Annotated in this window: 27 protein-coding genes; 5 read left to right on the top strand and 22 right to left on the bottom strand. The window is 30.0% G+C overall.

Annotated features, from left to right (window positions below; translation table 11 throughout):
• Position 1 precedes the first annotated feature (1 nt).
• The 10 genes from EDC18_RS01720 to hcp all read right to left on the bottom strand — a co-directional run bounded on the left by EDC18_RS01720 (position 2) and on the right by hcp (position 11,743).
• Positions 2-1,033 carry a PhoH family protein gene (locus tag EDC18_RS01720; RefSeq protein WP_132249633.1) on the bottom strand — a complete coding sequence of 344 codons (1,032 nt, stop codon included), beginning with the start codon at positions 1,031-1,033 and terminating at the stop codon, positions 2-4.
• Entirely contained in the window at positions 996-2,231 is a 1,236-nt protein-coding gene (yqfD, locus tag EDC18_RS01715; RefSeq protein WP_132249631.1) for a sporulation protein YqfD, read from the bottom strand. Before yqfD ends, EDC18_RS01720 begins: the two co-directional genes overlap by 38 nt.
• An 87-nt stretch (positions 2,232-2,318) precedes the next feature.
• A complete protein-coding gene (locus EDC18_RS01710) occupies positions 2,319-2,606 on the bottom strand; it encodes a YabP/YqfC family sporulation protein (RefSeq protein WP_132249629.1) in 288 nt (95 codons plus the stop codon).
• Positions 2,607-2,966: 360 nt separating this feature from the next.
• Positions 2,967-3,413 carry a GatB/YqeY domain-containing protein gene (locus EDC18_RS01705; RefSeq protein WP_132249627.1) on the bottom strand — a complete coding sequence of 149 codons (447 nt, stop codon included), beginning with the start codon at positions 3,411-3,413 and terminating at the stop codon, positions 2,967-2,969.
• A gap of 22 nt (positions 3,414-3,435) precedes the next feature.
• Complete coding sequence (rpsU, locus tag EDC18_RS01700) at positions 3,436-3,612, bottom strand: 30S ribosomal protein S21 (protein WP_132249625.1); 177 nt, start codon at positions 3,610-3,612, stop codon at positions 3,436-3,438.
• Positions 3,613-3,892: 280 nt separating this feature from the next.
• Positions 3,893-5,209, bottom strand: coding sequence for a CapA family protein (locus EDC18_RS01695; protein WP_165878422.1), 1,317 nt, complete (start codon positions 5,207-5,209; stop codon positions 3,893-3,895).
• Positions 5,210-5,219: 10 nt separating this feature from the next.
• The gene (alaS, locus tag EDC18_RS01690) at positions 5,220-7,862 is read right to left on the bottom strand and encodes an alanine--tRNA ligase (protein ID WP_132249621.1); all 2,643 of its coding nucleotides are present in this window, start codon (positions 7,860-7,862) and stop codon (positions 5,220-5,222) included.
• Positions 7,863-8,260: 398 nt separating this feature from the next.
• Positions 8,261-9,403: an anti sigma factor C-terminal domain-containing protein gene (locus EDC18_RS01685; protein WP_132249619.1), complete on the bottom strand. Its 1,143-nt coding sequence runs from the start codon at positions 9,401-9,403 to the stop codon at positions 8,261-8,263.
• Positions 9,393-9,890 carry an RNA polymerase sigma factor gene (locus EDC18_RS01680; RefSeq protein WP_132249617.1) on the bottom strand — a complete coding sequence of 166 codons (498 nt, stop codon included), beginning with the start codon at positions 9,888-9,890 and terminating at the stop codon, positions 9,393-9,395. Before EDC18_RS01680 ends, EDC18_RS01685 begins: the two co-directional genes overlap by 11 nt.
• Positions 9,891-10,090: 200 nt before the next feature.
• Entirely contained in the window at positions 10,091-11,743 is a 1,653-nt protein-coding gene (gene hcp, locus EDC18_RS01675; protein ID WP_132249615.1) for a hydroxylamine reductase, read from the bottom strand.
• A gap of 381 nt (positions 11,744-12,124) precedes the next feature.
• On the opposite strand from hcp, the gene EDC18_RS01670 reads away from it, so the two are divergent.
• Both EDC18_RS01670 and EDC18_RS01665 read left to right on the top strand, forming a co-directional pair.
• Positions 12,125-13,840: an ABC transporter ATP-binding protein gene (locus EDC18_RS01670; protein ID WP_132249613.1), complete on the top strand. Its 1,716-nt coding sequence runs from the start codon at positions 12,125-12,127 to the stop codon at positions 13,838-13,840.
• A gap of 32 nt (positions 13,841-13,872) precedes the next feature.
• The gene (locus EDC18_RS01665; protein WP_132249611.1) at positions 13,873-15,477 is read left to right on the top strand and encodes an ABC transporter ATP-binding protein; all 1,605 of its coding nucleotides are present in this window, start codon (positions 13,873-13,875) and stop codon (positions 15,475-15,477) included.
• 47 nt (positions 15,478-15,524) lie between these two features.
• Here the strand turns inward: EDC18_RS01665 and EDC18_RS01660 are convergent, their stop codons facing one another.
• The 3 genes from EDC18_RS01660 to EDC18_RS01650 all read right to left on the bottom strand — a co-directional run bounded on the left by EDC18_RS01660 (position 15,525) and on the right by EDC18_RS01650 (position 17,865).
• The gene (locus EDC18_RS01660; RefSeq protein ID WP_132249609.1) at positions 15,525-16,277 is read right to left on the bottom strand and encodes a MerR family transcriptional regulator; all 753 of its coding nucleotides are present in this window, start codon (positions 16,275-16,277) and stop codon (positions 15,525-15,527) included.
• Positions 16,278-16,349: 72 nt separating this feature from the next.
• The gene (locus tag EDC18_RS01655; RefSeq protein WP_132249607.1) at positions 16,350-16,886 is read right to left on the bottom strand and encodes a hypothetical protein; all 537 of its coding nucleotides are present in this window, start codon (positions 16,884-16,886) and stop codon (positions 16,350-16,352) included.
• 127 nt (positions 16,887-17,013) lie between these two features.
• On the bottom strand, positions 17,014-17,865 hold the full coding sequence (locus EDC18_RS01650; protein ID WP_132249605.1) for an aldo/keto reductase: 852 nt from the start codon (positions 17,863-17,865) through the stop codon (positions 17,014-17,016).
• Between the two features lie 183 nt (positions 17,866-18,048).
• Here EDC18_RS01650 and EDC18_RS01645 point away from each other — a divergent pair, with 183 nt between their 5' ends.
• Positions 18,049-18,447: a MerR family transcriptional regulator gene (locus EDC18_RS01645; RefSeq protein WP_132249603.1), complete on the top strand. Its 399-nt coding sequence runs from the start codon at positions 18,049-18,051 to the stop codon at positions 18,445-18,447.
• A gap of 133 nt (positions 18,448-18,580) precedes the next feature.
• Entirely contained in the window at positions 18,581-19,372 is a 792-nt protein-coding gene (locus tag EDC18_RS01640) for a helix-turn-helix domain-containing protein (RefSeq protein ID WP_165878421.1), read from the top strand.
• A 164-nt stretch (positions 19,373-19,536) separates the two neighbouring features.
• Here EDC18_RS01640 and EDC18_RS01635 read toward each other — a convergent pair whose 3' ends face one another.
• On the bottom strand, positions 19,537-20,682 hold the full coding sequence (locus EDC18_RS01635) for a GGDEF domain-containing protein (protein ID WP_132249599.1): 1,146 nt from the start codon (positions 20,680-20,682) through the stop codon (positions 19,537-19,539).
• A 203-nt stretch (positions 20,683-20,885) separates the two neighbouring features.
• Between EDC18_RS01635 and EDC18_RS01630 the strand changes: the two genes are divergently transcribed.
• Positions 20,886-21,170, top strand: a complete 285-nt coding sequence (locus EDC18_RS01630) for a hypothetical protein (protein WP_132249597.1) — start codon at positions 20,886-20,888, stop codon at positions 21,168-21,170.
• 110 nt (positions 21,171-21,280) lie between these two features.
• Here EDC18_RS01630 and EDC18_RS01625 read toward each other — a convergent pair whose 3' ends face one another.
• The 8 genes from EDC18_RS01625 to EDC18_RS01590 all read right to left on the bottom strand — a co-directional run bounded on the left by EDC18_RS01625 (position 21,281) and on the right by EDC18_RS01590 (position 26,298).
• A complete protein-coding gene (locus EDC18_RS01625) occupies positions 21,281-21,634 on the bottom strand; it encodes a hypothetical protein (RefSeq protein ID WP_165878420.1) in 354 nt (117 codons plus the stop codon).
• A gap of 11 nt (positions 21,635-21,645) precedes the next feature.
• The gene (locus tag EDC18_RS01620; RefSeq protein WP_132249593.1) at positions 21,646-21,936 is read right to left on the bottom strand and encodes a hypothetical protein; all 291 of its coding nucleotides are present in this window, start codon (positions 21,934-21,936) and stop codon (positions 21,646-21,648) included.
• Positions 21,937-21,956: 20 nt separating this feature from the next.
• On the bottom strand, positions 21,957-22,499 hold the full coding sequence (locus EDC18_RS01615) for a hypothetical protein (RefSeq protein ID WP_132249591.1): 543 nt from the start codon (positions 22,497-22,499) through the stop codon (positions 21,957-21,959).
• Positions 22,500-22,521: 22 nt separating this feature from the next.
• Complete coding sequence (locus EDC18_RS01610; protein ID WP_132249589.1) at positions 22,522-22,911, bottom strand: hypothetical protein; 390 nt, start codon at positions 22,909-22,911, stop codon at positions 22,522-22,524.
• 10 nt (positions 22,912-22,921) lie between these two features.
• Positions 22,922-23,155, bottom strand: a complete 234-nt coding sequence (locus EDC18_RS01605; RefSeq protein ID WP_132249587.1) for a hypothetical protein — start codon at positions 23,153-23,155, stop codon at positions 22,922-22,924.
• A gap of 20 nt (positions 23,156-23,175) precedes the next feature.
• A complete protein-coding gene (locus EDC18_RS01600) occupies positions 23,176-24,075 on the bottom strand; it encodes a type II secretion system F family protein (RefSeq protein WP_165878419.1) in 900 nt (299 codons plus the stop codon).
• Between the two features lie 16 nt (positions 24,076-24,091).
• A complete protein-coding gene (locus EDC18_RS01595) occupies positions 24,092-24,940 on the bottom strand; it encodes a type II secretion system F family protein (protein WP_132249583.1) in 849 nt (282 codons plus the stop codon).
• Positions 24,941-25,092: 152 nt separating this feature from the next.
• A complete protein-coding gene (locus EDC18_RS01590) occupies positions 25,093-26,298 on the bottom strand; it encodes an ATPase, T2SS/T4P/T4SS family (protein ID WP_132249581.1) in 1,206 nt (401 codons plus the stop codon).
• Between the last annotated feature and the right edge of the window lie 5 nt (positions 26,299-26,303).

The raw sequence follows: 26,303 nt of genomic DNA, 5'->3' as shown, positions 1-26,303 counted from the left end.
ACTATCTCTTCCATTTTTTTCTATCAGGTCTTTTTAGTTCGGAATTATTTGTAGACCTTTTTTCTTCTTTTGGTTTATTATTGCTTTCATATTTTTCATATGCTGTTACAATTCTTTGAACTAATGGATGTCTAACTACATCTTTATTGGTTAGATTAGAGATACCAATACCTTCAACATTATTTAATACCTTTATAGCTTCTTCTAGGCCTGATTTAGCACCATAAGGTAAATCTTTTTGAGTTATATCTCCTGTTATTACTGCCTTTGAACCAAAACCAATACGTGTTAAGAACATTTTCATTTGAGCAGGTGTTGTATTTTGTGCTTCATCAAGAACGATAAATGCATTATCTAATGTTCTACCTCTCATATAGGCTAATGGTGCAACTTCGATTAAACCTTTTTCAATGTTTTTCAAATAGGTTTCAGCACCCATAATCTGATACAATGCGTCATATAATGGTCTTAGATACGGATCAATCTTACTTTGTAAATCTCCAGGAAGGAATCCTAATCTTTCACCGGCTTCAATTGCTGGTCTTGTTAAAATAATTCTATTGACTTCATTATTTTTAAAAGCTGTAATTGCCATGGCCATAGCTAAGAAAGTCTTACCCGTCCCTGCTGGACCTATACCAAAAACAATCATATTTTTTCTAATAAGATCTACATAGTGTTTTTGACCAAGGGTCTTAGGCCTAATTTGTTTTCCATTTATTGTAACACAAATTAAATCGTCATGAACTTCTGCTAATTTTGTTTCTTCATTTTCTGTTAATAAAGCCAGTAGATAATTAACATTTTGTTCATTAATACTGGTATTTTTAACAGACAAAACTAGGAGTTGTTCTAATACTCTATAGGCTTTATCTACATTGTCCTGGTCACCCATGATTTTAACGTTTTCTTCTCTATCCACAATGGTTACATTTAATATTTTTTCTATCTTCTTAATATGGGTATCGAATTGACCAAATATATTAATGATATGTTCATTGGGTATTTGTATCGTCTTCTCGAATAATTTCATCTTCGTATTTTAGCCTCCGCTCTATTGTATTTATTGGTGCATCTACGCCTATTCTTTCTATTACTATAATTCTTCCAGTAGATTCTACTGTATTATTCTCTTCTACTATTTTAACATTATTTTCTAATATTTGAACCCCCTTTTCTTCTAATTCCTTAATAAATTTTTGTAATTTACTTTTTAATATTTCAGTAGCTTCTTCTACTGAGTATTGTCGATCTTCATAATAATATTCTCTGTATTCCATTGTTACCCTATCAAAGGGTAAATAAAAGTCTTTTCCTATTCTTACTGTATCATTTTTTACAATTTTATCGTATTTATCAAATTTTATTTTTGGGTGATACATGGTTACTTTGTTATTAAATAAACTAAAAGCATATCCTTTAGATACTTTTCCAGTAAATACTTTTTCTCTATAATCTAATGATAAGACTTTATTGTAATCGTAAATGGTTTTTGCATAAATATCTGCATCAGAATGCGTAAATTCAACATCACGTAAAACTTCTTCCATTTTTATTAAAATATCGCCTGATACTAATATATCGCCTTCTTTTACTACATCACCTTGAACTACCTGTGGCATACCTCTTCTTGTGACAATAGAAGTAATAATACCTTCTTTGTCAGCAACGATATCTGCAGGTAAATCCTCAGAAACAAACTGATGGCGTTCTAATGTTTCTTGCATATTAAGTATCATTCTCGTTCCTTTGACTTCAACAGATACCCAAGCTATATCTTGAAAATCCATCATCATTTTTTGTTCAATTTCGCTTCCTATGACATTATTCTTCCACATACCAACAGAATAAGAATTGGTGGATAAGTATTTTGTTAGCATTTCCTTTGTATAACTATAATTTCCTACAATTTCTATTTTCCAAATAAAAAGTGATAATATGTATAAAAAAGAAGCAAAAATGCCAATGCCTAAAAAAAACAGCTTTCTCTTTCTGTACTTATAGAAAAAGAAAGGCAGTCCTATTTTGTCTAGAATTTTAATTTTAGTTCCTGTCTTCTTTACAAAAGGTTTTAATAACCTATAACCTGAAACACTAATATTAAATATGTATCCACCTTTATTTTTTTGAAGATTCCATACTAGAATGCCTTTATTAGCACATAGATTTAAAAACCTTTCTGGCGAAAAACCTGATACTTGAACTAATAAATAACCTCTTATAAATTTCATCAATTTTATCAGCTTAATCCCCCTCTTTCTTTAATCTAAAAACTTTAATTTGTTCAAATAAAAGAAACGATTATAGTTATAACCTTGTTACATAAAATTAATGTTACTAATTCTACCCGTTATTTTCATTTCATCGTCTGTTAAGTAATTAATAAGAAATCTTTTTCCTCTAAGTTCTATTATTCCTTGTTTTGTACTTAGCTTTATGTAATCAGTATCATATTCTATAATACCTTTATAATTCTCTATAAAAACTTCATTTTTCCCTGTAATTGTCACTAAGGAAGCCCCTAATGTTACATCCTGGGGTAGATTCAACGCTTGAGTAAGATTTTTTTTAATAGAGTGTTCCTCACTTCTTAATTTTTTCTTCATATATATCACCCCTATAATTCTATGTTTTATTATATTCAACTAGAACGTATTTATGTGACAAAGAAGACTATAAAAACATTGAAAAATAAGATAAAAAAAAGAACAAAACATATGGTAGAACTGTTTTGCCCTTTGGGAATCAATATTTTAATATGCTAGGAAATTAATAATTTTCTAGCATGTAACAAAGTGACTTCGTCACTCTTTAAAACACTTATTAACATCTTATCTGAAGTCACTTTTGTTCTTGCGCATCAAGCTTTTTCTAACTTTGTTAGAAAAATGCCGCGCTTTTAATCAACTTTTTTACTTTATAGGAAAGAGAACTTTCTTATAAAGTAAAAAAGCTCTTAGCAAAAGCTAAGAACTTAATTTTTGTTTAACAATTGTACTAACTCTTTGATTATCAGCTTTTCCTGCAATTTGTTCAGAAACAGCTGACATCACTTTACCCATGTCCTTCATTGACGTAGCGTCTACTTCAGCAATAACTTGTGAAATAACTTGTTCAAGCTCTTCATCTGTTAATTGTTTAGGCAAATAATCCATTAGTATTTCAATTTCTTTATTTAATTCTTCGATCAGATCATTACGATCAGATTTTTCAAATTCTGTTAAACTTGATTTTCTTTTTTTGACTTGACTAGCAATTACTTCAATAATAGCAGAATCATCTAACTCCGTATGATTATCCTTTTCAATTTGAAGGATAGCGCTTCTAACCAACTGAATTGTATTCTTCTTAACTATATCTTTTTCTTTCATAGCTACTTTCAAGTCTTGCATTAACGTGTCTTTTAAAGACATAAAATCATCCTTTTCTACTAAATTATTTAAACTTACGTTTTCTAGCAGCTTCGGATTTCTTTTTGCGTTTTACACTTGGCTTTTCATAATGTTCTCTTTTACGTACCTCTTGAAGAATTCCTGCTTTTGCACAGTTGCGTTTAAATCTTCTAAGAGCGTTGTCGAGAGACTCATTATCTTTTATAGTTACGTTAGACATAGCCCACTCCTACCTCCCTCCAGTTGCTTATTGTGCTAATACAACTATTGGGTAATACTTATAAGCACTATAGTTGATTATAGCATAAATTTAAAATTCGTCAACTTATTTTTAACAAAAATAATGAAAAATTATACCCTGTTTAAAAAATATACTGTACAGAATACAATAATTTAATATCTATTTATTGGTAAATTATTGTATCATATATTGAATTTAAACTTACACCTATATTTATTGGTATTATTTACACAAAAATTTTTGTTAATAATATCCAATCTTATTCATTTATGTTTATCGTATAAATGTAATCCTCATAATGATAGGTTATATCATTTAAGTAACTTATTAAATGTTTAAAGCTATTGGTATAAGAATATTTTAACCGTTCTCTTTCAAAATTGCTAAGTTTTATATCTGTTGCATCGAGATTTTCATATACTTCATTTACAGGTATTACAGACACTGCTTCACTATTCCAGTGGGTCATTGTAGGTATTATGGATATACCACTAATAGTGGGCTTATCATTATATATTTTTTCAAAATGAATATCAAAAATCATACCTATGTCTGTATCTTTTGGACGATTGGTACTATATCTTTGTGAAGATATAAAATTCCCTAGTGAATATATCACAACACCTGTTCTTTCCTCTTCACCATCTTTAATTTGTCTTATTTCAATGGGTTGAAGGACATGTGGATGACTTCCTAGTATAACATCAGCACCAGCTTCAAAAAGTTGATCCACAATTCTTCTTTGATGGTCATTAGGGTGATCAAAATACTCATTACCAAAATGAATAAATACAACAACAAAATCAACAAGAGGACTCATAACTTTTATATCTTCTATCATTTGTGCTATTTTTACTGGATTGTACATATCTAGGGTATTAACAAGATATGGCCTATCTGCTGGAACAACTAAACCATTGGTGCCATATGTGTATGCACCAAAACCAAAGGTTATATCATTAATTTCTTTGATTTTTATTGTTTCTTTTTCTTCTTGATTTCTATGGGTTCCTACATACTCTAACCCCGCATCATCTAAAAAGTCCAATGTGTTAATGACACCAATTGCTCTACTGTCTAAAGAATGGTTGTTGGCTGTAGATAATAAATCAAAACCAGCATCTTTAAGATTATAGGCAAGGATTTCGGGGGTATTAAAACAAGGATACCCTGTATACCCTCTAAAATAAAATGAATTAGCCATTCTTATCCCATTGTCTTTTCCACCAAAAGTAGTCTCCAAATTACCCACCGTTAAATCAGCTCTTTGAAGGTATGGTGCAATATGTTTGAATGCATCAGAGAAATCAAATTCATCGGTTTTTTCATTATAAGCTCTAGTAATCTGCCATTGGTGAACCATAATATCACCAACAGCAGAAATAGTAACTTCTTTTATTAATTCAGAGTCAGGAATTCTGTCAAAACTTAAATCCTCTTCTTCCACATCTTTATTAAAAACAATGGATTGAGGCGTCGTTGTATTTGTTAATTGTATTGTTTGAATACTATCCGTTTTGTTGGAACAACCACTTAAGATTAAAATAATCCCTAATAAAACAATGCTTTTTTTCATTGGCATCTCCTTATTTAGACAGCTGACCTAATAAGACTTCTTTAACCATTAATAATGCTTCTTCAATTTTTTCTGGATTTTTTCCACCAGCTTGTGCCATATTTGGACGGCCACCGCCGCCACCACCTACAATTGTAGCGGTAGCTTTAATGATATTACCTGCATGTGCTCCTAATTTAACAACATCATCTGTTACCATAGCAACCAAGCTTACTTTATCATCGCTACTAGATGCCAATACAATAACACCCGAATCTATTTTTTGTTTTAATTGATCTCCAAGGTTTCTTAAATCATTCATTTCTAAATTATCTATTTTTGATGCTAATAATTTTACACCATTAACTTCTACAACTTCATTTAATATATCACCTACAGCACCTTGAGCCAATTTGCTTTTTAATTTCTCATTTTCTTGTTGAAGACTTTTAAGGTCCTCTAGAATGCTCTCAGCTTTTCTAAGAAGTTGATTAGCATCTGTTTTTAATAATTTAGAAATATCACTAATTAGTTTTTCTTGTGCTTTATAATAGTCAATAGCATTACTTGACGTTAACGCTTCGATTCTTCTAACCCCTGCTGCTATACCAGCCTCAGAAACGATTTTAAAAGTGCTTATGGCGTTGGTGTTATCAATATGTGTTCCACCACATAGCTCAATACTATAATCTCCCATAGAAACAACTCTTACTTCATCACCATATTTTTCACCAAATAAAGCCATTGCACCTTTATTTTTTGCTTCTTCAATCGAAGTAACTTCTGTTTTAATTTCTAGACTTTCATTAATTATACCATTTACTTTTTCTTCTACTAAACTTAATTCTTCAGGTGTTAAAGCTGAAAAATGAGCAAAGTCAAATCTTAATCTATCCGAGGACACAAGGGAACCTGCTTGTTCAACATGTGAACCTAATACTTCTCTTAAAACTTTGTGTAAAATATGGGTAGCACTATGATTCTTTGCAGTTGCTTCTCTATCTTCTTTGTTAATTGCTAAATTAACTGTTTCACCTGTTTTAAAGATGCCTGATTCTACTGTACCAATATGAGCAAACTTATTCCCCATTACTTTTTTAACATCTTCTACAATAAATTTCCCAGAATCCGTTTGAATAATCCCTTTATCATTTAACTGACCGCCACTTGTTGCATAAAATGGTGTTTCTTCAACAAAAATAGTCCCTTTATCTCCTGATGTCAATTCAGTTACAATGTCGCTGTCAGTTGCTAATACAAGAATTTTTGAAGTGTAATCCGTATTTGTATAGCCGACAAAAGTTGTTGACATTGAGGCATCTAATTTGTTGTACACATTTTCATCTGAACCCATGTAATTAGACTCTTCTCTTGCACTACGGGCTCTTTCACGTTGCTCATTCATAGCACTATTAAATGCGTCTTGATCTACTTCTAGATCTTCCTCTTCAAGAATCTCCATTGTTAAGTCAAGAGGGAAGCCATATGTATCATATAGTTTAAAAGCATTTTCACCAGATAATACAGTTCCTTTAGATTCTTTTAATTCATCAATATACCCTTTTAAAATGGTTAATCCTTGGTCAATTGTTTCATTGAATCTATCTTCTTCTATTGTAATGATTTTATATAAATAATCTCTTTTTTCATCTAACTCTGGGTAAGCATCTTTTGATACTTCTATTACAATCTTACTTAAGTCTGCAAGGAATTTACCTTGTATACCTAATAACTTGCCATGTCTAGCAGCACGTCTTAAAAGTCTTCTAAGTACATAACCACGACCTTCATTAGACGGTAATATCCCATCAGAAGCCATAAAGGTTACTGAACGAATATGATCTGTTATAAGTCTAATAGAGACATCTTTTTTGTAATCTTTCATATATTCAACATTTGCTTTTTTACAAACAGCATCTCTAAGAGCTTTAATTGTATCCACATCAAAAATAGAATCCACGTCTTGCATCATAACCGCTAAACGCTCTAATCCCATTCCTGTATCAATGTTTGGATTTTCTAAAAGATGATAATTCCCTGCTTCATCTTTTTCAAATTGAGTAAATACCAGATTCCAGAATTCTATATATCTATCACAGTCACACCCAACTGTACAGTTTTCACTACCACAACTGAATTTTTCTCCACGATCATAATAGATCTCTGAACAAGGGCCACAAGGTCCTACTCCTAATTCCCAGAAGTTGTCCGCTTTACCCATTCTAAAGATACGACTTAAATCAACACCAATTTTTTTGTTCCAAATTTCTTCTGCTTCATCGTCTTCTTCATATACAGAAACATAAAGTCTTTCTTCAGGAATTTCCATTACTTTAGTAACAAACTCCCAAGCCCATTCAATAGCTTCTTCTTTAAAATAATCACCAAAAGAAAAATTCCCTAACATTTCAAAGAAAGTACCATGTCTAGCCGTCTTCCCTACATTTTCAATATCACCAGTTCTAATACATTTTTGACAAGTTGTCACTCTATTTCTTGGTGGTGTTTCTTGACCTGTAAAGTAAGGCTTTAATGGCGCCATACCTGCATTTATTAATAACAAACTTTTATCATTTTGAGGTACCAGAGGAAAGCTGTTCATCTTAAGATGGTTTTTGCTTTCAAAAAACTCTAAATACATTTTTCTTAATTCATTTAATCCGTACGTTTTCAAGTGTTTTCCTCCTAAAAGCTATATATAATAATATTTTAACTCATTCTAATGACTAGTGACTAGTAATTACAACATTCTAATTACTAATCACTAGTCACTCGTTTATATAACTAATTAATTTACATACCTTATTTATTTTTTGCTATTTTTCTTTTTTTAAAATTTGACCCTGCAATAACACCTAATACTGCTGCAGTTGAAGCAAATAAGAATTCCCAAACCATTTTTGATTCCTCCTTATGTTCTAATAACTTTATATCATAAATTGTAAAATAATTCAACGTTCTCGTATTTATTTATACAAAGTCTATTTTACTACTTTTTAGCAATAAATTACAAGTATATGACGTAATTTTTTTAACTGATGTTTTGGAATGTCAAAAAGTTTTTTTCTATATTTAATTATAATAAGGCAAATAAAATTTAGAATTACTAATTCGTATGCCACTAATGCCGTCCAATTGAGTTAATTCTAATATAGTATCAGGCGTTCCTTGGACAACTACACCATAGGTTTTAATACCATTTTCATTAATATAAACTAAGGTGTTTTCATAATACGCCTTTGTTGGAAAATTGCTGGATAATGTTTCTAATGTAGCACTGTGATTGATTTGAAATTGCAAAGATGATCTAAAATTTTGTTCTAAAATATCACCAGTTATTTGATCTTTACTCGCAATTAAAGCTGTGTTAAAGTGAGGATATAACTCATTAAGTTCTTCATATATAAATCCACCTTTATTGGATATACCAATTAAAGGATATACTTGTTTATACTCTCCTGAATTTCTTATCCCAATCCAGTGGATATTCTTATGCACATTCATTATTTCAGCCAACTCATTCATAGATAAAAGTTCTTCAAAAGAAATATAGGCTTCAATGAGAGTATATGGTGGAGCATTTTCAAGTCTTTTGATGACATTTTCCATTTCATCTTCTCTCATATAATAAGGAGGATATGTTGCATTAACAAAGAAATTCACTATAGCGCCCCTTCTCCAAAAGGCAGATTCTATGTCTAGTTTTCCTTTGTTAATATCACCATAATAATATTCTGTTTTTCCTTCAAAAGTATTATTTTTTGAGATGGTAATAGAATATTTGCCAATCCCTGTATTATTTGCTAATACTGTTACGAGAGATCCATTAGGATAATGCAACCCCACATGACTATCTAGTATTATTGATAAATCATTGGTCATACTATAGGTTTTTTGATCGGGATTATAATATAATTTATTAAGCATCGGTGCAATAACAGAGTGAAAAACAACCATTATGATCAATACTATACTAACAGAACTTAAGATGATTATTCTGTTTCTTCTTTTAACACTTTTTCTAATTTTATATAATTCACCTTTATTATTTTGATCTATATTGGTTTTTATATCTATTTCATAATCCAAATCAAAACTTTCATCCATATATTCGTTTAATACCTTTAATTTTTCTATTTCTTCTTCTACTATTTTTCTTTCTTCTTCTGACGCTGTATTGTTTTTGTATTTCTCAAATAAAACTTTAAAATTCATAGCCACTCTCCTCTAAAACCATTTTAAGTTTTCCTCTTGCTCTAGAAATCATTGTTTTGGCATTACCCCTTGATAGGTTCATTATTTCAGCAATGTCTATAAGTGGGATGTTGCCATAATAAAATAATATTAATATTTCTTGATAGTTCTTTTGTAATGTCATAATAGCTTTATAAACAATTAGATTTTTTTCTTGATCAATAACCTTTTCTATTACATTCTCATTGTCTTTTATAAATGATTCATCCAAGTTGGTATCCATTATTTTTTTATTCTTTCTAATAAAGTCAATCCATAAGTTTTTACATACAACAAGCAACCAATACTTAAAGTACTTTTTATCATCATCTAAGGTAATAAAGGCTTTTACAAAAGCTTCACTGACAATATCTTCAGTCACTTCTTTGTTTTTAGATAAAGAAAAAGTATAGATATATGCTGTTTTGTAGTACTTTATATATAATGTTTCTAATATATCTGGGTCCATTATTACCTCCTTTTTCTTTATTCAATATATAAACGTATCCATTGATGAAAGGTTACACTATTATGTAATATTATAACAAAAAAAATCTCTCAGACATAACATCTAAGAGATTTTTTTGTTTACTATATTAACTCAGCCTATGCCTCTTGCTGCGTAAGAGACACAAGCTTCGTTGAAGGCATTAATTTATCACATTCTAACTAATTGGCTTGTTGAAGTGAACTTTTCAAATCTTCATCTGCAGTACTTATTGGTTTAATATTAAAAGTATCTACTAAATATTGCAATACATTAGGTGATATAAAAGCTGGTAAACTTGGTCCAAGGTACATATCTTTTATGCCAAGAGATAATAAGGCTAATAAGTCAGCTACAGCTTTTTGTTCATACCAAGACAACACTATTGTCAGTGGTAGGGAATTCACATCTGTTTCAAAGGCATCTGCAAGAGCCGTTGCTATTCTAACAGCTGAATAAGCATCGTTACATTGTCCTATGTCTAGTAATCTTGGTAAACCTGCTACTGTACCAAATTCCATTTTGTTAAATCTATATTTACCACAGGCTAATGTAAGGATCACACAGTCTTTAGGTACCTTTTCTGCAAACTCTGTATAATAATTTCTACCAGGTCTAGCCCCATCGCATCCACCAATGACAAAGAAATGTCTAATTTCGCCGTTTTTCACTGCATTTACAATGGTTTCAGCGTGAGATAATGTACTATGATGCCCAAACCCTACTAATATTTCTTTTACTTCTTCGTCCTCTTTATATCCACCAAGCTCAATGGCTTTATTTATAATTTCACTAAAATCTTTCGTACCATCTTCTTTTAATGGTACATTTTTAATACCATCCCAACCTACAACATTGGTTGTGTAAATTCTATCTTTGTATGTCTCTCTAGGTTTCATTAGACAGTTTGTTGTCATTAAAATACAACCTGGGATTTCGTCAAATTCTTTTTGTTGATTCTGCCAAGCAGACCCGAAGTTACCTACTAAATGTTTGTATTTTTTAAGGGAAGGATATCCATGAGCTGGCAACATTTCTCCATGGGTATATATGTTAACCCCTTTTCCTTCAGATTGTTCAAGAAGCATTTCTAAGTCTTTTAAATCATGTCCAGAAATGACAACAAAAGGTCCTTTCACTTTATTAACATTCACTTTGTGTGGTGAAGGATGTTTAAATGTCTCTGTATTAGCATCATCTAAGACCTTCATTACCTCCACGCTCATTTCTCCAGTTCGCATTGTCATACGTATTAAATCTTCAAGGGTTAGATCATCATTTGTTGTAGCTTCTAATCCTAAGAAATAAAAATTATCCAATTGATCACTATGATAATCTAAGAATCTTGCTTGATGACCATATGCACTTATACCCTTTATACCGTATAGAACAGTCATTCTTAAAGAGCGAATATCTGCATCTAAACTTTCATCATACATAATCCCTGCTTTAACAGCATCATCTAACATTTTTTCTTTGGTTTCACTTAAATTATAAGTAGCTGGATCTGGATAATTGCCTTCTGGTGCTCGATCTCTTAGAGATTCTTTGATTTTTTGAGATTCTCTTAAGAGTTCTACATGTACTTGGGCATCAAAATTAACATTTGTTAATGTGGTAAATAATGCATTTTCAACAAATTTAACAATTTCCTTGTCAATAAGTTGATCGTCTTCAATTAGTGGCTTTGCATAACAAGCAATCCCCTTTAATTGATAAATTAACAAATCTTGTAGATTAGATATTTCTGGTGTTTTACCACAAACACCGCTCTTTGTACAGCCTTTTCCACCCATAGTTTGTTCACACTGATAACAAAACATTGCATTTTCCATATAATCGCTCCTTTATTAATTTTCACTAAGTAATAGGATTGCCTAATATGTCAAAAGTATGTATGGAACTAGTCGATTTAAGCATATTTATAGTATACAATAGTTTATTTACAATTTCAAATCTCATTGACAAAGAAAAGCTTGTATGATACTTTAAATTTATTAATATTGCGACTTTTCAAATTGTTTGACCACAAAGATTAATGATTTGTTAAAACTACCTTACAGAATGCTCTAGAAACTTATAAAGTAAGATTTTTGGCACGACAGGTATTTTGTCGTGCTTATTTAGATGTAAAAAAACTTCTAAACCCATCCGCCCTAGATAATTATGAAAGGCACATTTTTTATTTATTTTATATGCTTAAACGGAGGTATTAAATGAAAAAAAACACTGGTTTAAAAGATATATTTGCACTTGCAGACTATAAATATTTATTCGTTTTTCAAATTGCTACTACGATCCTTCTATCTCTAGTGAATGTTTTTATTGGAGACTTTGCAAGAAATGTAGTTGATTATGGTATATTAGAAAATGGGATGTGGCTTGTATTTTTCCAACTTATTTTGGTAACAGTTTTTGGTGTATTCATTAGTTACATATATGTTTATAGTCGCTCTAAATTTTCCATTAACTTAGTAAGAAAACTTCGTCATACTCTTGTAAGTAAATTACCTAAAATGCAATATAGCTATTATGAAAATGAACACTCAGGAAAGTTAAACAACAAGTTAAGCTATGATGTCGATACTTTACAATATCATTTGTCTAGTACATTTGTAGAGTTTTTATCCAGCATCATTGTTTTTACTGTTTCATTTTTGTATTTACTTACCGTTAATTTTTCAATGACCCTTATATGCGCCATTTCCGTTCCTATTACTTTAATATTTGTGAAAATTGTTGTGGATCCAATTACAAAAAACATTACTAATTTCGCTGATAAAATGGATGATGTAACCTCAATAGCCAAAGATTCTATTCTAGGGGCTAATATAGAAAGAGCTTACAATCTAAAAGAAGCAAGAAAGAAAAAATTCAATGAAAACATGGACGAAGCAACGGTTCATTACGTGAAATATGAAAAAATAATAGCCATTTTAGCACCTTTTGAATATATGATTAAAGCATTACCTACCTTTATCTGTATTGTTATTGGCTTTATTAATGCCTATAGAGGTACCATAACCAGTGGTGAATTTATTGCCTTTGTACTCCTTTTAAGGTATATTTCTAACCCTTTATCCGACTTGCCAACTTTTGTAACGAATCTTAAAGAAGCTTCAGTATCTGCTAACCGATTATTGGAAATATTGAATTATGAAGAAGAAAAATTTGGTAATGAGGTCTTTGGCCCAAATGAAACCGCTATTGAATTTGACAATGTTTCTTTTGGATACACAAGTGACTTCCCTCTATTAAATAATATTTCTTTTAGTATAAAAACCGGAAAAAGAACTGCCCTAGTAGGACCAAGCGGGTGTGGTAAAAGCACCCTATTTAAATTGATTACAGGTTATTACCTTCCTAATGCAGGCGAGGTAAAACTATATGGTAAATCTCTAAGTTATTGGGACATAGAAATGGCACGATCAAACATAGCATTGGTTTCTCAAGATACTCATCTTTTTCCAGATACTGTTGCTGCTAATATTGGGTATGGCAACCCTTCTGCTACAATGAATGATATTATTGAAGCTGCTAAGTTGGCCTATGCTCATGATTTTATAATGAATTTGCCTGAAGGCTATCAAACCGTTCTTGCTGAATGGGGCTCTAATCTTTCTGGAGGTCAAAAACAAAGAGTCGCAATTGCAAGGGCTTTCCTTAAAAATGCGCCTATACTCCTTTTAGATGAAATGACCTCTGCTCTTGATGTAGACTCTGAAAACCTCATTCAAAAATCTCTAGACATCTATGGAAAAGATAAAACAGTTATTGTAATCGCACATAGACTTTCAACCATCATCAATGCTGATGAAATCATTGTACTTGATCAGGGGGAAGTGGTAGAAAAAGGTGACCATAAAAATCTTATTATAGAAAATGGTATTTATAGTAAGCTCTATAGCAACCAAGTAGGGGAGGTTTCTTAATGAGAAAATTATATTAAGACTTTAAAAACACAATGGTCTTTTTAGAAGGTCATCTTATATGGTACTCTATTGGCATTATTGGCATGACCATAGGTTTTAGTAGCTCCGCTCTTGTGGAATCCTATTTATTAAAAAGACTATTAGATATTGGTGCACCAGAAAGTATGGGCACAATTTATAAAATGATTGGTATGTTGGTTATATATATACTTGTTATACTACTCTTACTACCTATTTTTCAGTTTATGTTTAATGGCACTGCCAAATACGGTTTTGGGAATGCTAAAAAAGCAGCTTATAAAAAATATGGCACGCTGCCCCTATCCTATTTCGAAAAAAATCATAGCGGTCAATTAATTTCTATATTTTTAAATGATGTAACTGTAATGGCTGTTATTTTTATGCGTCATTTTAGAAGAACCATTGCTTCCATTATAACTGCTTTGATTTATATTATACCTATGATGCTTCTTGATTGGCGAATTACTTCTATTATCTTAACATTAAATATTTTATCTCTTGGTATGAATGGTTTGTTCTCTAGAAAGTTAAAAGCTTTAACAAGCCATATTCAAAAAGAAATTGGTTACATGACTGTTTCATTTAGTAATATTATTAGTGGTATGTCTATGATTCGCATCTTTGGTATAGGAAATCAAATGGTTAAAAATTTCAATATAAATAATGATGCTACTAGTGCTCTTACCCTAAAACGTTCAAAGTTATCTGCTTTGTTAACCAGTTATAATTTTCTTATCTCTATGATAAATCTTATCGTATTTCTATTTATAGGAAGTATTATGGTTACGAAGAGCCTAACAACTTACGGTAATATTCTTGCTATAATGAGTCTTCAAAGTGCACTGGATTATAATTTTAGACAGTTTGGAGAGTACTTTCCACATTTTTATAATGCCTTAGCTGCTACCAATAGGGTTTATGAATTTTTAGATCAAGAAGAAGAACCTGATTCATATGGTATGAACACATTTGAAAGTCCAGAATACATTCAATTTAAAGACGTTTCTTTCGCTTATGATCAAGACCTTATCCTTAATAAACTTAATCTGACGATAAAAAAAGGTGAAACCGTCGCATTGGTTGGAGAAAGCGGCAGCGGGAAAAGTTCTATTGCTAAGCTGTTACTTGGCTTTTATCCACCTAAGGAAGGTACCATTGTCGTTGGTGAAAAAAGCATTGGTCAAATGACTTTAAATGAATTAAGAGACTTGATTGCTTATGTGCCTCAAGATGCCTATATATATAACGAAACCATAATGGAAAATATCAGATATGGCAGGTTAAATGCCTCTGATGAAGAAGTGTTTGAGGCAGCAAAAGCTGCTAATGCACACCAATTTATATTAGAGCAATCCAATGGCTACGATACAGTTGTTGGTGAAAAAGGTATCCGACTATCAGGAGGACAATGCCAACGCATTGCCATTGCAAGAGCAATATTAAAAAACGCTCCGATTCTTCTACTAGATGAAGCAACCTCTGCTCTAGACTCTGAATCAGAACGCCTTATTAAAGAAGCTGTTGAAACATATAGTAAAGATAGAACAACCATCATCATAGCTCATCGGTTGTCCACTATTGAAAATGCAGATAAAATCTTTGAAATTGGGGCTTAAGAAAAAAATGTGTGACCTAAATTAGATCACACATTTTTTATATATTATTAAGTATAAACTGATATAGCGTCACATAAAAATGCTGCTAGACCTGGTTGTTTTTTGTCATAGAATGCTGTAAATCTTTCATCCTCAACATACATTCTACCAATATTGGCGTGGGCTTCTTTTGAATAACTGCCCCAAGCAAAGGTTAGCCATTGTTTGTGTAAATCAGCCACTTCCCTAGCCAACTCACTAGTTGGGTCCCCTTCTTGGAATGCTTTTTCCAGTTGTATTAATATTTTTTCTCCTAAAGCTTCAAATTCAGCATATTGTTCTTGTGACATATTTTTGAATTGCTTATTTGATGCCTTAAGAGCATCTTCACCATACTGTTCTCTTATTTCTTTACCATATTTTTTCTCATTATCCTCTATCATCTTTTGTTTGAAACCTTCAAACTTTTCTTTATCTGACATAACCATACTCCTTTCATCACTTTCAATTGTTTTTTCAACATTTTCAATTAATTTGTCTAAGTGATTACGTTTTATAAGGAGTTTGTTATGATGATCTTTTAAAGTCTCTATTCTATTATAAGAAGGAGATGTCATCATATCTTTAATTCTATCTATGCTTACATCTAATGCTCTAAAGAATAGAATTTGCTGTAATTGATCAACTTCTTCCCTACCATATATGCGATATCCTGACGAGTTAATTCTTGCCGGCTTAAGAATTCCTACTTCATCATAATATCGTAATGTTCTGGTGCTAATTCCTGCTAACTTAGCCAATTTGTTTACTGTGTACTCCATTTGTAATCCCTCCTGACACTCTTACTATACACCTTTACGCAACGTTAATGTCAACAGGGTTTTTAAATTTTTTTATAACACATCATTAATGACCCATTTACCATCTATTCTTTTAACTATAAACAAAATAGGTCTTTTACTGGCATAGCCATCATTGACCACACCCGTACTTGTTTTTTCTATGATTCTACCATTTACTTTATATGTATCATTAGATATTTTATCAACAGAAATAACTTCTATACTGTCTGGCCAAGGACTAGAGGCTATTCTTCCTGGTGCTTTAAGTAGGTCTTTTAACCATTTTTCTAAAAGTTCTTGAGACACATAATTGCTATAACTTTCTTTTATACTTTCTTCTACAATCTCTTTAGGTGCTAATAAAGGTACGTTTTTAAGGTTTTCCCCAAATTTTGTCACGACATCTATAACCATACTTTGTTCATTTACAAGACCTTTACGTTCATTAATGGATTTGCTTATAAATATTAACGCACTAATAAAAATTAATACAACAATTAAAAACATAATGGTATCAAAGGATACAAAACTTTTTAATTTAAATTTATAATCACTTTTTTCAGAAGTTAAGGGTTTTCTATCTTTCACCCTTAATGCCTCCTTCGTTATTCTTCAATTACTATATTTTATGTTTATTACAGCGTTTATAATACTTCTCTTTATATAGGAAAAGCATTTAGCTTTTACACTAAATGCTCTTTACTCAACATTGCCTCTAAAAATTTGTTGTATCTGGATCTCTTGTAGGTCCGCAACATTCTTTTAAATTTGCAATCAATTCTATATCTTCTTTTGACAATTCAAAATCAAAAACTTCAGTGTTTTCTTTAATTCTTGTTGGGTGTACTGATTTTGGCAATGGTAAATATCCCATTTCTAAACACCAACGAATACAAATTTGTGCAACGGATTTGTTGTATTTTTCTGCAAGCCCTTTCATTTCTTCCACTTCAAAAATTCTACCCGTTCCAAGTGGACTATAGGCCTCTAATAAAATATTGTGTTTTTCACAATACGCCGCTACAATTGGTTGAGTTTCTCCTGGACAAAGTCTAATCTGATTAACCATTGGAACAATTTTGGCTGTTTTTAATAGTTCATCTATATGATGTGGCATAAAATTACTTACACCAATTGCTTTGATTCTACCTGCCTCATACAATTCTTCAAAAGCTTTCCAAGTACCAGCATTGGCTTCTTCCCAACAATCTCTGAATTTTATAGGATTAGGCCAATGAATGAGATACAAATCTAAGTAATCCATATCTAATTTTTTCATGGATTCTTCAAAAGCTGACATAGTGGCTTCATAACCATGGGCTGGATTTTGTAATTTGCTTGTTATAAATATATCTTCTCTTTTTAAACCACTTTCTTTAACGGCTATACCAATACTTTCTTCGTTACCATATGCAGCAGCCGTATCAATATGTCTATAACCAGCCTTTATGGCTTCTCTAACAGAAGTTGTTGCTTCTTCCCCATCAGTGGCTTGCCAAGTTCCAAAACCTACACAAGGAATTTTAACACCATTGTGTAATTCGTAAGTATCTATTAATGATTTCATATAATTCTCCTCCTTTAAGTGTTGAAATTATATTCTACCTAAAAATTATACCCCTTCGAGTCGACTCTAAGTCAAGACCAAAGGTTAACTTTCACACTTGACTTAGAGTTAACTTTAAGTATTATTATAAATAAGATGTTAACTCCCAATAATTTATTTTTCACTACAGAAAGGATGAATCCAATGAAATACACAATTGCACAAGTATCAGAAAGAACAGGCTTAACCCCTCATACCCTTAGATATTATGATAAAGAAGGATTACTCCCTTTTATAGAACGATCGGCTTCTGGTATCCGTATTTTTAAAGAAAGTGACTTTGAATGGTTGTCTCTAATTAGCTGCCTTAAAAACACAGGCATGCAAATAAAAGATATCAAACAATTCATCGACTGGTGTTCTGAAGGAGATTCAACATTACAAAACCGTTTGGAACTCTTTAAGCTGCAAAAAGAACAGGTTAATAAACAAATAGAAGCATTAAATAAACATCTTGAAAAAATTAACCATAAGATTGAATATTACGAACTTGCTTGTGAAGCAGGCACTGAAAAAGCAGTAAAAAAGGCATCTAGTTTATAGTCCCCAGATACCTTTTTTCCCTGGCATTCTCTGATTCGTAGATAAATTCTCAGATAAGTAGGTTGTGAACTTTCTCTCTATACTGTAGAATTAAATTACATCTATGATTATATTTTTTATGAGGGAGATATTTATGAAAATGAGAAGTATAGGTAGTTTTATTGCGTCATTAAGGAAAGCAAATGGAATGACACAACAAGAGGTTGCAGACCGTTTACTGGTTTCTAACAAAACAGTGAGTAAATGGGAGCGTAATGAAAGTTATCCTGATATCACTTTAATTCCAGTTATTGCAGAAATGTTTGATGTAACATCTGATGAAATAATAAATGGGGGACGTATCTCCAAAGATAATCTTAATACTGCGAACAAGAATTCAAAAACAGAAAAACAAACTAAAAGACTCTTTGATACTACCCGTACAAAGTTTAAAAATATGTCAGCTATTGCTTTAGCACTTGTACTCCTTGGTTTAATCTCTTTATTTACAATTGCCTATTCGACTCATAGACCTATTATAGGTTTTGGTGTTTTTTTAGTTTTTGCTTTGTCAAGTGTGATTTTACAAGTCATTCATATAAATTTAAGCCACTTAACCCTTAATAATAATGACTTGCTACAAGAATTCAATGAAGAATTACCCGTACTGAGGAAACAACTTAACACTTACTCATTTTATGTATTCTTTGGAAATATTGTAGCAGTTATATTTGCATTGCCCTTTATTATAGTACGTGATGCTTACAATCTTAATAGCGTTATTTCAATGAATTCTTATTTTTTACTTGTGCCATTTTTACTTCTTATTTCTTTTTTTATATGGTGTGGTTTATTAAGTATTTTTCAACACAAGATCGTAAAGAATAAGCTAGAGAATCAATGTTTGTCTGTTTATAATAAAATAAAGTCAATTAATACATTATAAGATATTTTAATAGGACATCTGTTTATAGATGTGTTTTAAACTTGTTATTGTGACGAAGATAACAACTTGATAGTTACTGTAAAAGCAGAGCTCAAAAATAATATTTGTCATTTCAATTAGTTTTAAGTCCACATTTCTAATTCCCTGGACAACACTTTCATATATTACAGGAAATAAACTCTATTATTGTTTCTATTGTTAAAATTCACATCACTTACAACGATATTTTTACCTGATGCTTTCGCATCATATAGAAGCTTGTCAACTCTTTTAATCAAGGAATCTTCATCATCGTCGTCTCTAAGTTCTACTACACCAAAACTACATGTGATATTTTCAATATTACTATATACATTCTGTTGAATACAAACTCTTGTTTTTTCAACTATTTCATAAGCTTGCTCAATATTGGTATTAGGAAGAAGTATTACAAATTCTTCTCCACCCCATCTAGCAAAAATATCTATCTCTCTAATTCCCTTTTGTACTGTAGATGTTATGCCCTTTAGGATACAATCTCCCATAAGATGCCCGTAGGTATCATTAACTCTTTTAAAATTATCAATATCAAACATGGCAAGAGATAGTGGCGTTCCACTTCTTTTACAGTTATTAATTAACTCATATAGTTCTTTGTTAAATTTTCCTCTGTTGTATATACCTGTTAATGGATCTGTTATTGATATTCTGAAAAGTTCCTTACTATCTACATACTGTTTTCTTTTATAAGAATTTGTTAAATATGCGCCTATATTACAATATATAAGTACAATACACGTATAAGCAACCATATTTAAACCTATTGAAATTTCCATTCCTTCTATATTTCTAATGATAAAAACAAAAAAACATAGACTAAGGCAGATTGAGAGTATTTGTGAATAGAAGAGTTTGTTGGGAATTATATAGATTGCTAAAATCATAGACATAACGCTAAAAAAAACCAAATAGGTTAATGTTTCATAAAATAATAATATTAATAAAAATCCCATAATAGCAAACATTTCATACCCTGTAATCCAATATACTATATGTATTTGATTTTTTGCTTTTTTAATAGAAAAACAAAAAATAAATGAAACAATTAAAAAGATCAACCTTATAATAAATATCTCTAAAAAGGCATTGTGTTTTTGTATATCCAAGAAATCAGAAATAATAAACAACATATATATTATCCCAAAAATAAGAACAATTGGGCCAATTACTTTTATATAACGATTCATATCATAAAGGAAAAATTCTTTTTCTAAGTTTTTTTCTGTAAATTCTCCATTGAAAGATATATTGTATTTTTTTATATTTTCCATCTAATAAGCGACCCCCGTTATAAATTCCCACTTTATTACATTATATTACAATCCTTTACATTATTATACATTATTTTTTCCTTAAAACCTAATATAATATTGAAAATTATGGTATAAATAGATTAATCCCCTTGAATGTATTTCTATTTCAGTATATTGTAATAGTAAATAATTTATATAAAGGTACCGGAGGTGGATTCTTTATGGCACATACACTTGTAAGAGTTAAACTAAAAGATACTGTAACGGTAAAGGATTTTTGGAGAGCTACTTATCTAACAGATTCTGATTTAGGCATTAAGCTTCAAATTGATTTAGAACAGTTAAAAAAAGTCTATTTAGAAGGTAAAATCTCAAAATTCGGTTCTCTAGGTGTAAGCGTTCCCATTTCCTATTTCAATGGTGTAACCAAAACAATGAATGATGATTTTATTGATTATGATTATATTAAAGAAAGCAAACAGATTTGGGAAGTTATTGAGATATGATATTTTATTTTTTAAAAAAAGAAGAAATATATATTATTTATATTCCTTCTTTTTTTAATGCACTATTTCTTGTTCCATTATTAAAAAATTATGATCCAAATTTTTAAATCTTAATCCCAATAAATATCTAACCTTCCTTTATCTTTCGATGCTATTATAAATTTTCCATCTTCTTCTGTTACTTCAAATGAAATGTATAAAGAATTTCTTTTGTTAAAAGTATGTTCTTCAATTGATATTAACTGCTCGTCTATAATTTCATAAATTTTTGCTTGTATGTATTTATAATTAAATAAATTATTAGGTATTGTTGAATCTTGATTAGGGGTGCTCGTAAAAGGGCTGTATGCTAATGTGACCTTTTGATTTTTCTCTAACAACCAGCCATTGGCTGCATCTGGGTTGTTAAACTTATAAGTGACAATTACATTACCTTCTTTAATATCATTATTTTCTTTAGGCAATTCACTTTCTTCTAACAAGATATTATTAACAATGTGTTGATCTGTAAAGACATCTGTGAAAGGTATTTACCTATTATATCTTTCTTATTCTCTACTGCATTTTTAGGAACAGTTGTAACTTTATAGCTGTAATTTAACATATACTCTTCTACTTTAGTTCCTTTAGTATAATTATCCTTAAATACAATGATATAAGTTTCTGGATTAAAATTCACCATTGTTCTTAATACTAATCCAGATACTGTTAATAAACCAGCTAATAGAATGAAGAATATAATTATTTTGTTAAATCTTAGTCTCACAGATATTCTTTTTCCTTTCATTAATTATTTATAGGCAAAGTATAGTAGTAGTTTATATTAACCTCTAAATACTCTCTCCCTAAAGCATTTAGAATTGCTTTTCTATACAGGTGGGGTTTTATAGGAAATAAAACCTCAATTTCTATAAAAGGCCTATTATAAGTAATCTCCTTTGTTGGATGTGTAATTGGTATATCCTCAGATCCATAAAATAGAATTTTATTTATTGTTACTGGAGCATCTACCATTGAGTTTTCCTTAGGGGAAAAATCTTCATTTAAATTAAAATTTATTATTAAATATTCTTCAAATATTTCTTTAAACCGTTCTATATCTACATCAATATTTTCTACTGATGTGCTGTCAATGTTTAATGCTACAAATGTGGATTCTGTTGCGTCTTTTATTATGTCTTTAATCTCATCTGCCTTCATATCTAGTGCTACCTTTTCAAATACAATTGAAAATACGGGAAATACGATAAAAACTATGATGCAAGTAAATAATATTACTTCTATAATCCCAATATCTCCTCTTGTAGTTTTAGTTAGCTCTTTTATCATTTCCTATTAAACCACCTTATATTTAATTGACTAATCTTCTATTACTAAATGTCCTAGAATAAAAAAATACCAATTCTCTTTCATCTCTTTCAAAAATACTAGTTAATAAACTTCTACTATATGTAGCTGATACTTCAAAAATTATGTCTTCCTCATATCCTTTAGTACTTACTAAAGTTATATTTGATATGTCAATACTCTGTAAATTTAATTTTTCCAGTGCTATTAATAATGCATCTTTTTCTTCTACTGTTATCCCCCCATTTCTTTTTGCTACTTCCTTATATGTATTACACACTACGTTGAAATCCTTTTTAAGGGAAATGGGAACAAGGAGTTCTACAATAAAAACTGTTATACACAATAAAAGAACAATAGAAAAACTAATGGTTATTATTTTTGAAATCTCCATATCTTAACCCCTAACTAGCATTAAAAATTTTAGCTTCAATTGTATTAGAATACCAACCCTCTACCTTTTCCATGATATCTTCAGCAAAACCTCTTAGTCCAGGAACCAATACAAATGCACTAATAATTAAAACTATTGCAACACCAATAACCCAACCTATTCCAAATTCTCCTTCCTCCCTTTTTACAAATTCCTTTACCCTTACCTCCATTGTTACTAAAGCTTTTAAAAGTTTGCTTTTCATTTCACATTACCTCCTTATTTTTAATTATTCATAAATATTTGTTTTTCTGCTTGTAAAAGATCTATCACTAAAGGATATGAAATAAAAATTATTAAAGGAATGCCAATTATAATACCAATCATAAGATATTTATATTTAAGCTTTTCCGTTTCGAATTTTACCATATCCATAAATTGATTAAGCATATTCTCTTCTTTCTTTTCTAGAGTTGTGCTATTATTTCCTGTATCTACACCCAATTTTATTGCAACAGCCATAGATCTAGCTTCTTGAGTATAATAATAATCTGTAATGTATTTTAGTGATTCATCGATATTGGTGGTTACAATATAAGTTGCAGCCATTAATTTCAATCTTTCTTTTAACTTTTTATCATTTGTTACTTTATGAAGATTTTTAATGGCATCAGTTTGTTTTACCCCAGATGATATTTGATTGTTTAAGAAAGAATACAACATATAAGCATCTTTTTTAAACAAGTTTGCTTGTTTTTTTATTTCTTGATACACATAAAAATTTACTATTAGCCTAAAAATAAAAACATATATCATTAAATTAAATTCTCTTTGAATAAATAAAAACCCAGCAAAAGTTATTGGTAACATATCTCTAAAAAACAAATAAATAGCACAAGCAAATTTTCTATTTTCTCCAGCTCTTTTCATTGTGTGATTTGCTTTACCTATGTACCTTTCTAATGCACCAATCTTTTTTATATTCATACTTATCTTTTTAATTTTTAAATATTGAGTGGTCTTTTTTATTCTTCTTGGGCTTTTAGCCCATTCTATATTCTTATTAAGACTCGCCTCAAGTTTTTGAGTTAACAAACTAGAAATATGTATACTCACAAGGAGCACTAGAATTACCAAAACTATCAATATATTACTTTCTTTAATTATTAATAAGAGATCCAGCAAAATTCTCCCACCCTTTTTAAAAATCAAATTTAGTTGTTTTTAATGATAAAAACAGCCCTATTGATAACATAATTGATGACATGTTTAATATGACACGACCAGCTGCTGTCTGAATATATATTTCTCTTAATGCCTCATTTAAAAATAGTGAGTAATAGAAAACAAAGATGATTCCAACAATAAAGCCATTAAGGTATAACCTATCAAAATATGATTTCAACTTTCTTCTACTATATTCATCTTCTAACTTTAAAGCCTCATCTTGAAGTTTTGATAATAGTATAAGTAGATTGCCTTTGCTTTTTAAAGTTTGCTTTAAATTTAGTGTCACTCTATAAAAATAATTATTATTTACTTTATAGGATAATAAATCTAATGCAATACTTGTATCTACACCTTGTTCAATCTGAACAACACATTCTTTTAAATATGTATTTAATGGTTCTTGTAAATTATTTTGAATGGATTTATTAAATGCATATAACAAGTCATTTCTCACTTCTACCCAATCTCTCAAGATTGTTAGAAAATCACTCATCATCTTACGAATCTTTTCACTGTTGTATTTGCCATAGGCATCTAATAATAAAAAAGGGATTAATGCTATTAGAATAGATAAAGACATTGCAACGATTATAGAGTAGAATATATTAAATATTAGATTAAAGAAAAGTATAAAAATAATTGCTTCAAATATTAATAAGGTGTATATATTTATAAAAGGAATGATTTTTTTAATGTTAGATCTTTCTATATAAAGTAAGTCTAATTTTTCTATAATATTAAATTTTATTTTATAATTAGAGTTAATACTCTCCATTAGCATGATTCTTTTTTCTAAATTGTCTTTTGCTACTTGTTCCAATATATTAACCCCTGAGTATATAAATTTCTTAGAAGTTTTAATTAGAGTATACAAGTGTATTTTTTGAGATAGCAAAGAACAAATATATATATTAAGTATTACAATCAGTATTATAAGAGTAATTGTTATATGAGATGACATAATTAAATTTATCAATCTATATCACTCCTTAATATTTCTTTAAAAACAAACTCATCTTTTTTAGGGTTATAGTCCACTATTTCAGTTATGTTTACAACCCTAAAATCTTTAATATATACAAAAAAAGGAATTGCATTTTTGATTATCTTTTTAATGGTTATTTCAGATAGATTTAATCTTCCTAAATCTATCATTGTAATTATTCTTTCAATAAATTCTTCTTTCGACTTTGAGTGTAATGTTCCTCCTACTATATGGTCTGTGCTTCCCGCATTTATAACATCCCAAACCTCATCAGCCACCATTTCTCCAATAAAAAGTGCATCTATAGACATTGTTAAAGAATCTCTTACCAAATCCCTAAGAGTAACCTTTTTACCTCCTTCTTCTTCTTTTTTAATTTTTTGTAGTATAAAATTGGGGTGATCATTTAAATAAAGCTCTGTGTCCTTCTCACAAATCATAACACTTTTAAGTTTATCAATTTCCATAAGTATGGCTCTAAGTAGTGTTGTTTTTCCAGCTGCGCCTTTTCCGATGATAAAAAAGCTTTTATTTAGATTTTTAGCATTTTCTTTAAGATAATTTTTTTGTTCTGCTGTTATCATTTTTAAGGATTGAAGGTCATCTAAATTATATTGATTCATTCTATGTTTTCTTATAATCAAACATGTACCTGTATTGTTTCGTGGCTGGATTGCAACATTAATCCGTAACCTATATCTCTCATCAGAAACCCTGCAATGAGAGTTGTTTTCATCAATAATACCACCATTTCTTAGAATCATTAGCTTTGAAAAATTCTCAAACTCCTTTTCATCTTCAAACTGAATGTCCAATAACTCTTTTTTCCCATTTCTTTTTATTGTGCCATAATTGTATCTTGTAAAATCAATATCTGATATGGTGTCATCATTGATTAAATCTTGTAAAATACCATATCCAAATAAAAAATTAAAGACTTGTTTTTTTACTTCTTCCCGATCAAACAATACTTGTTTAAAGTTTTTATCTATCAATCGTTCTACTTCTTTTTTTAAGGGTTCCGAATTGACTCCATTATTAACATCATATATTAATGTGTAATATTCCTTAATAACTTGATTGATTATTTCTTTAATGAATTTATGAGAATCTAATGTATAATGCTTATTTTTATCTTTAATCAAATTTTGCGTCTTATATAAATATTCATTTTGAGTCTTAATCAATGGCATTACAT

This window comes from Natranaerovirga pectinivora (genome assembly GCF_004342165.1).
In the GTDB taxonomy this organism is placed as follows: Bacteria; Bacillota; Clostridia; order Lachnospirales; family DSM-24629; genus Natranaerovirga; species Natranaerovirga pectinivora.
Note: the sequence above shows the minus strand (reverse complement) of the source record. Positions and strands in the feature narration are given on the sequence as shown.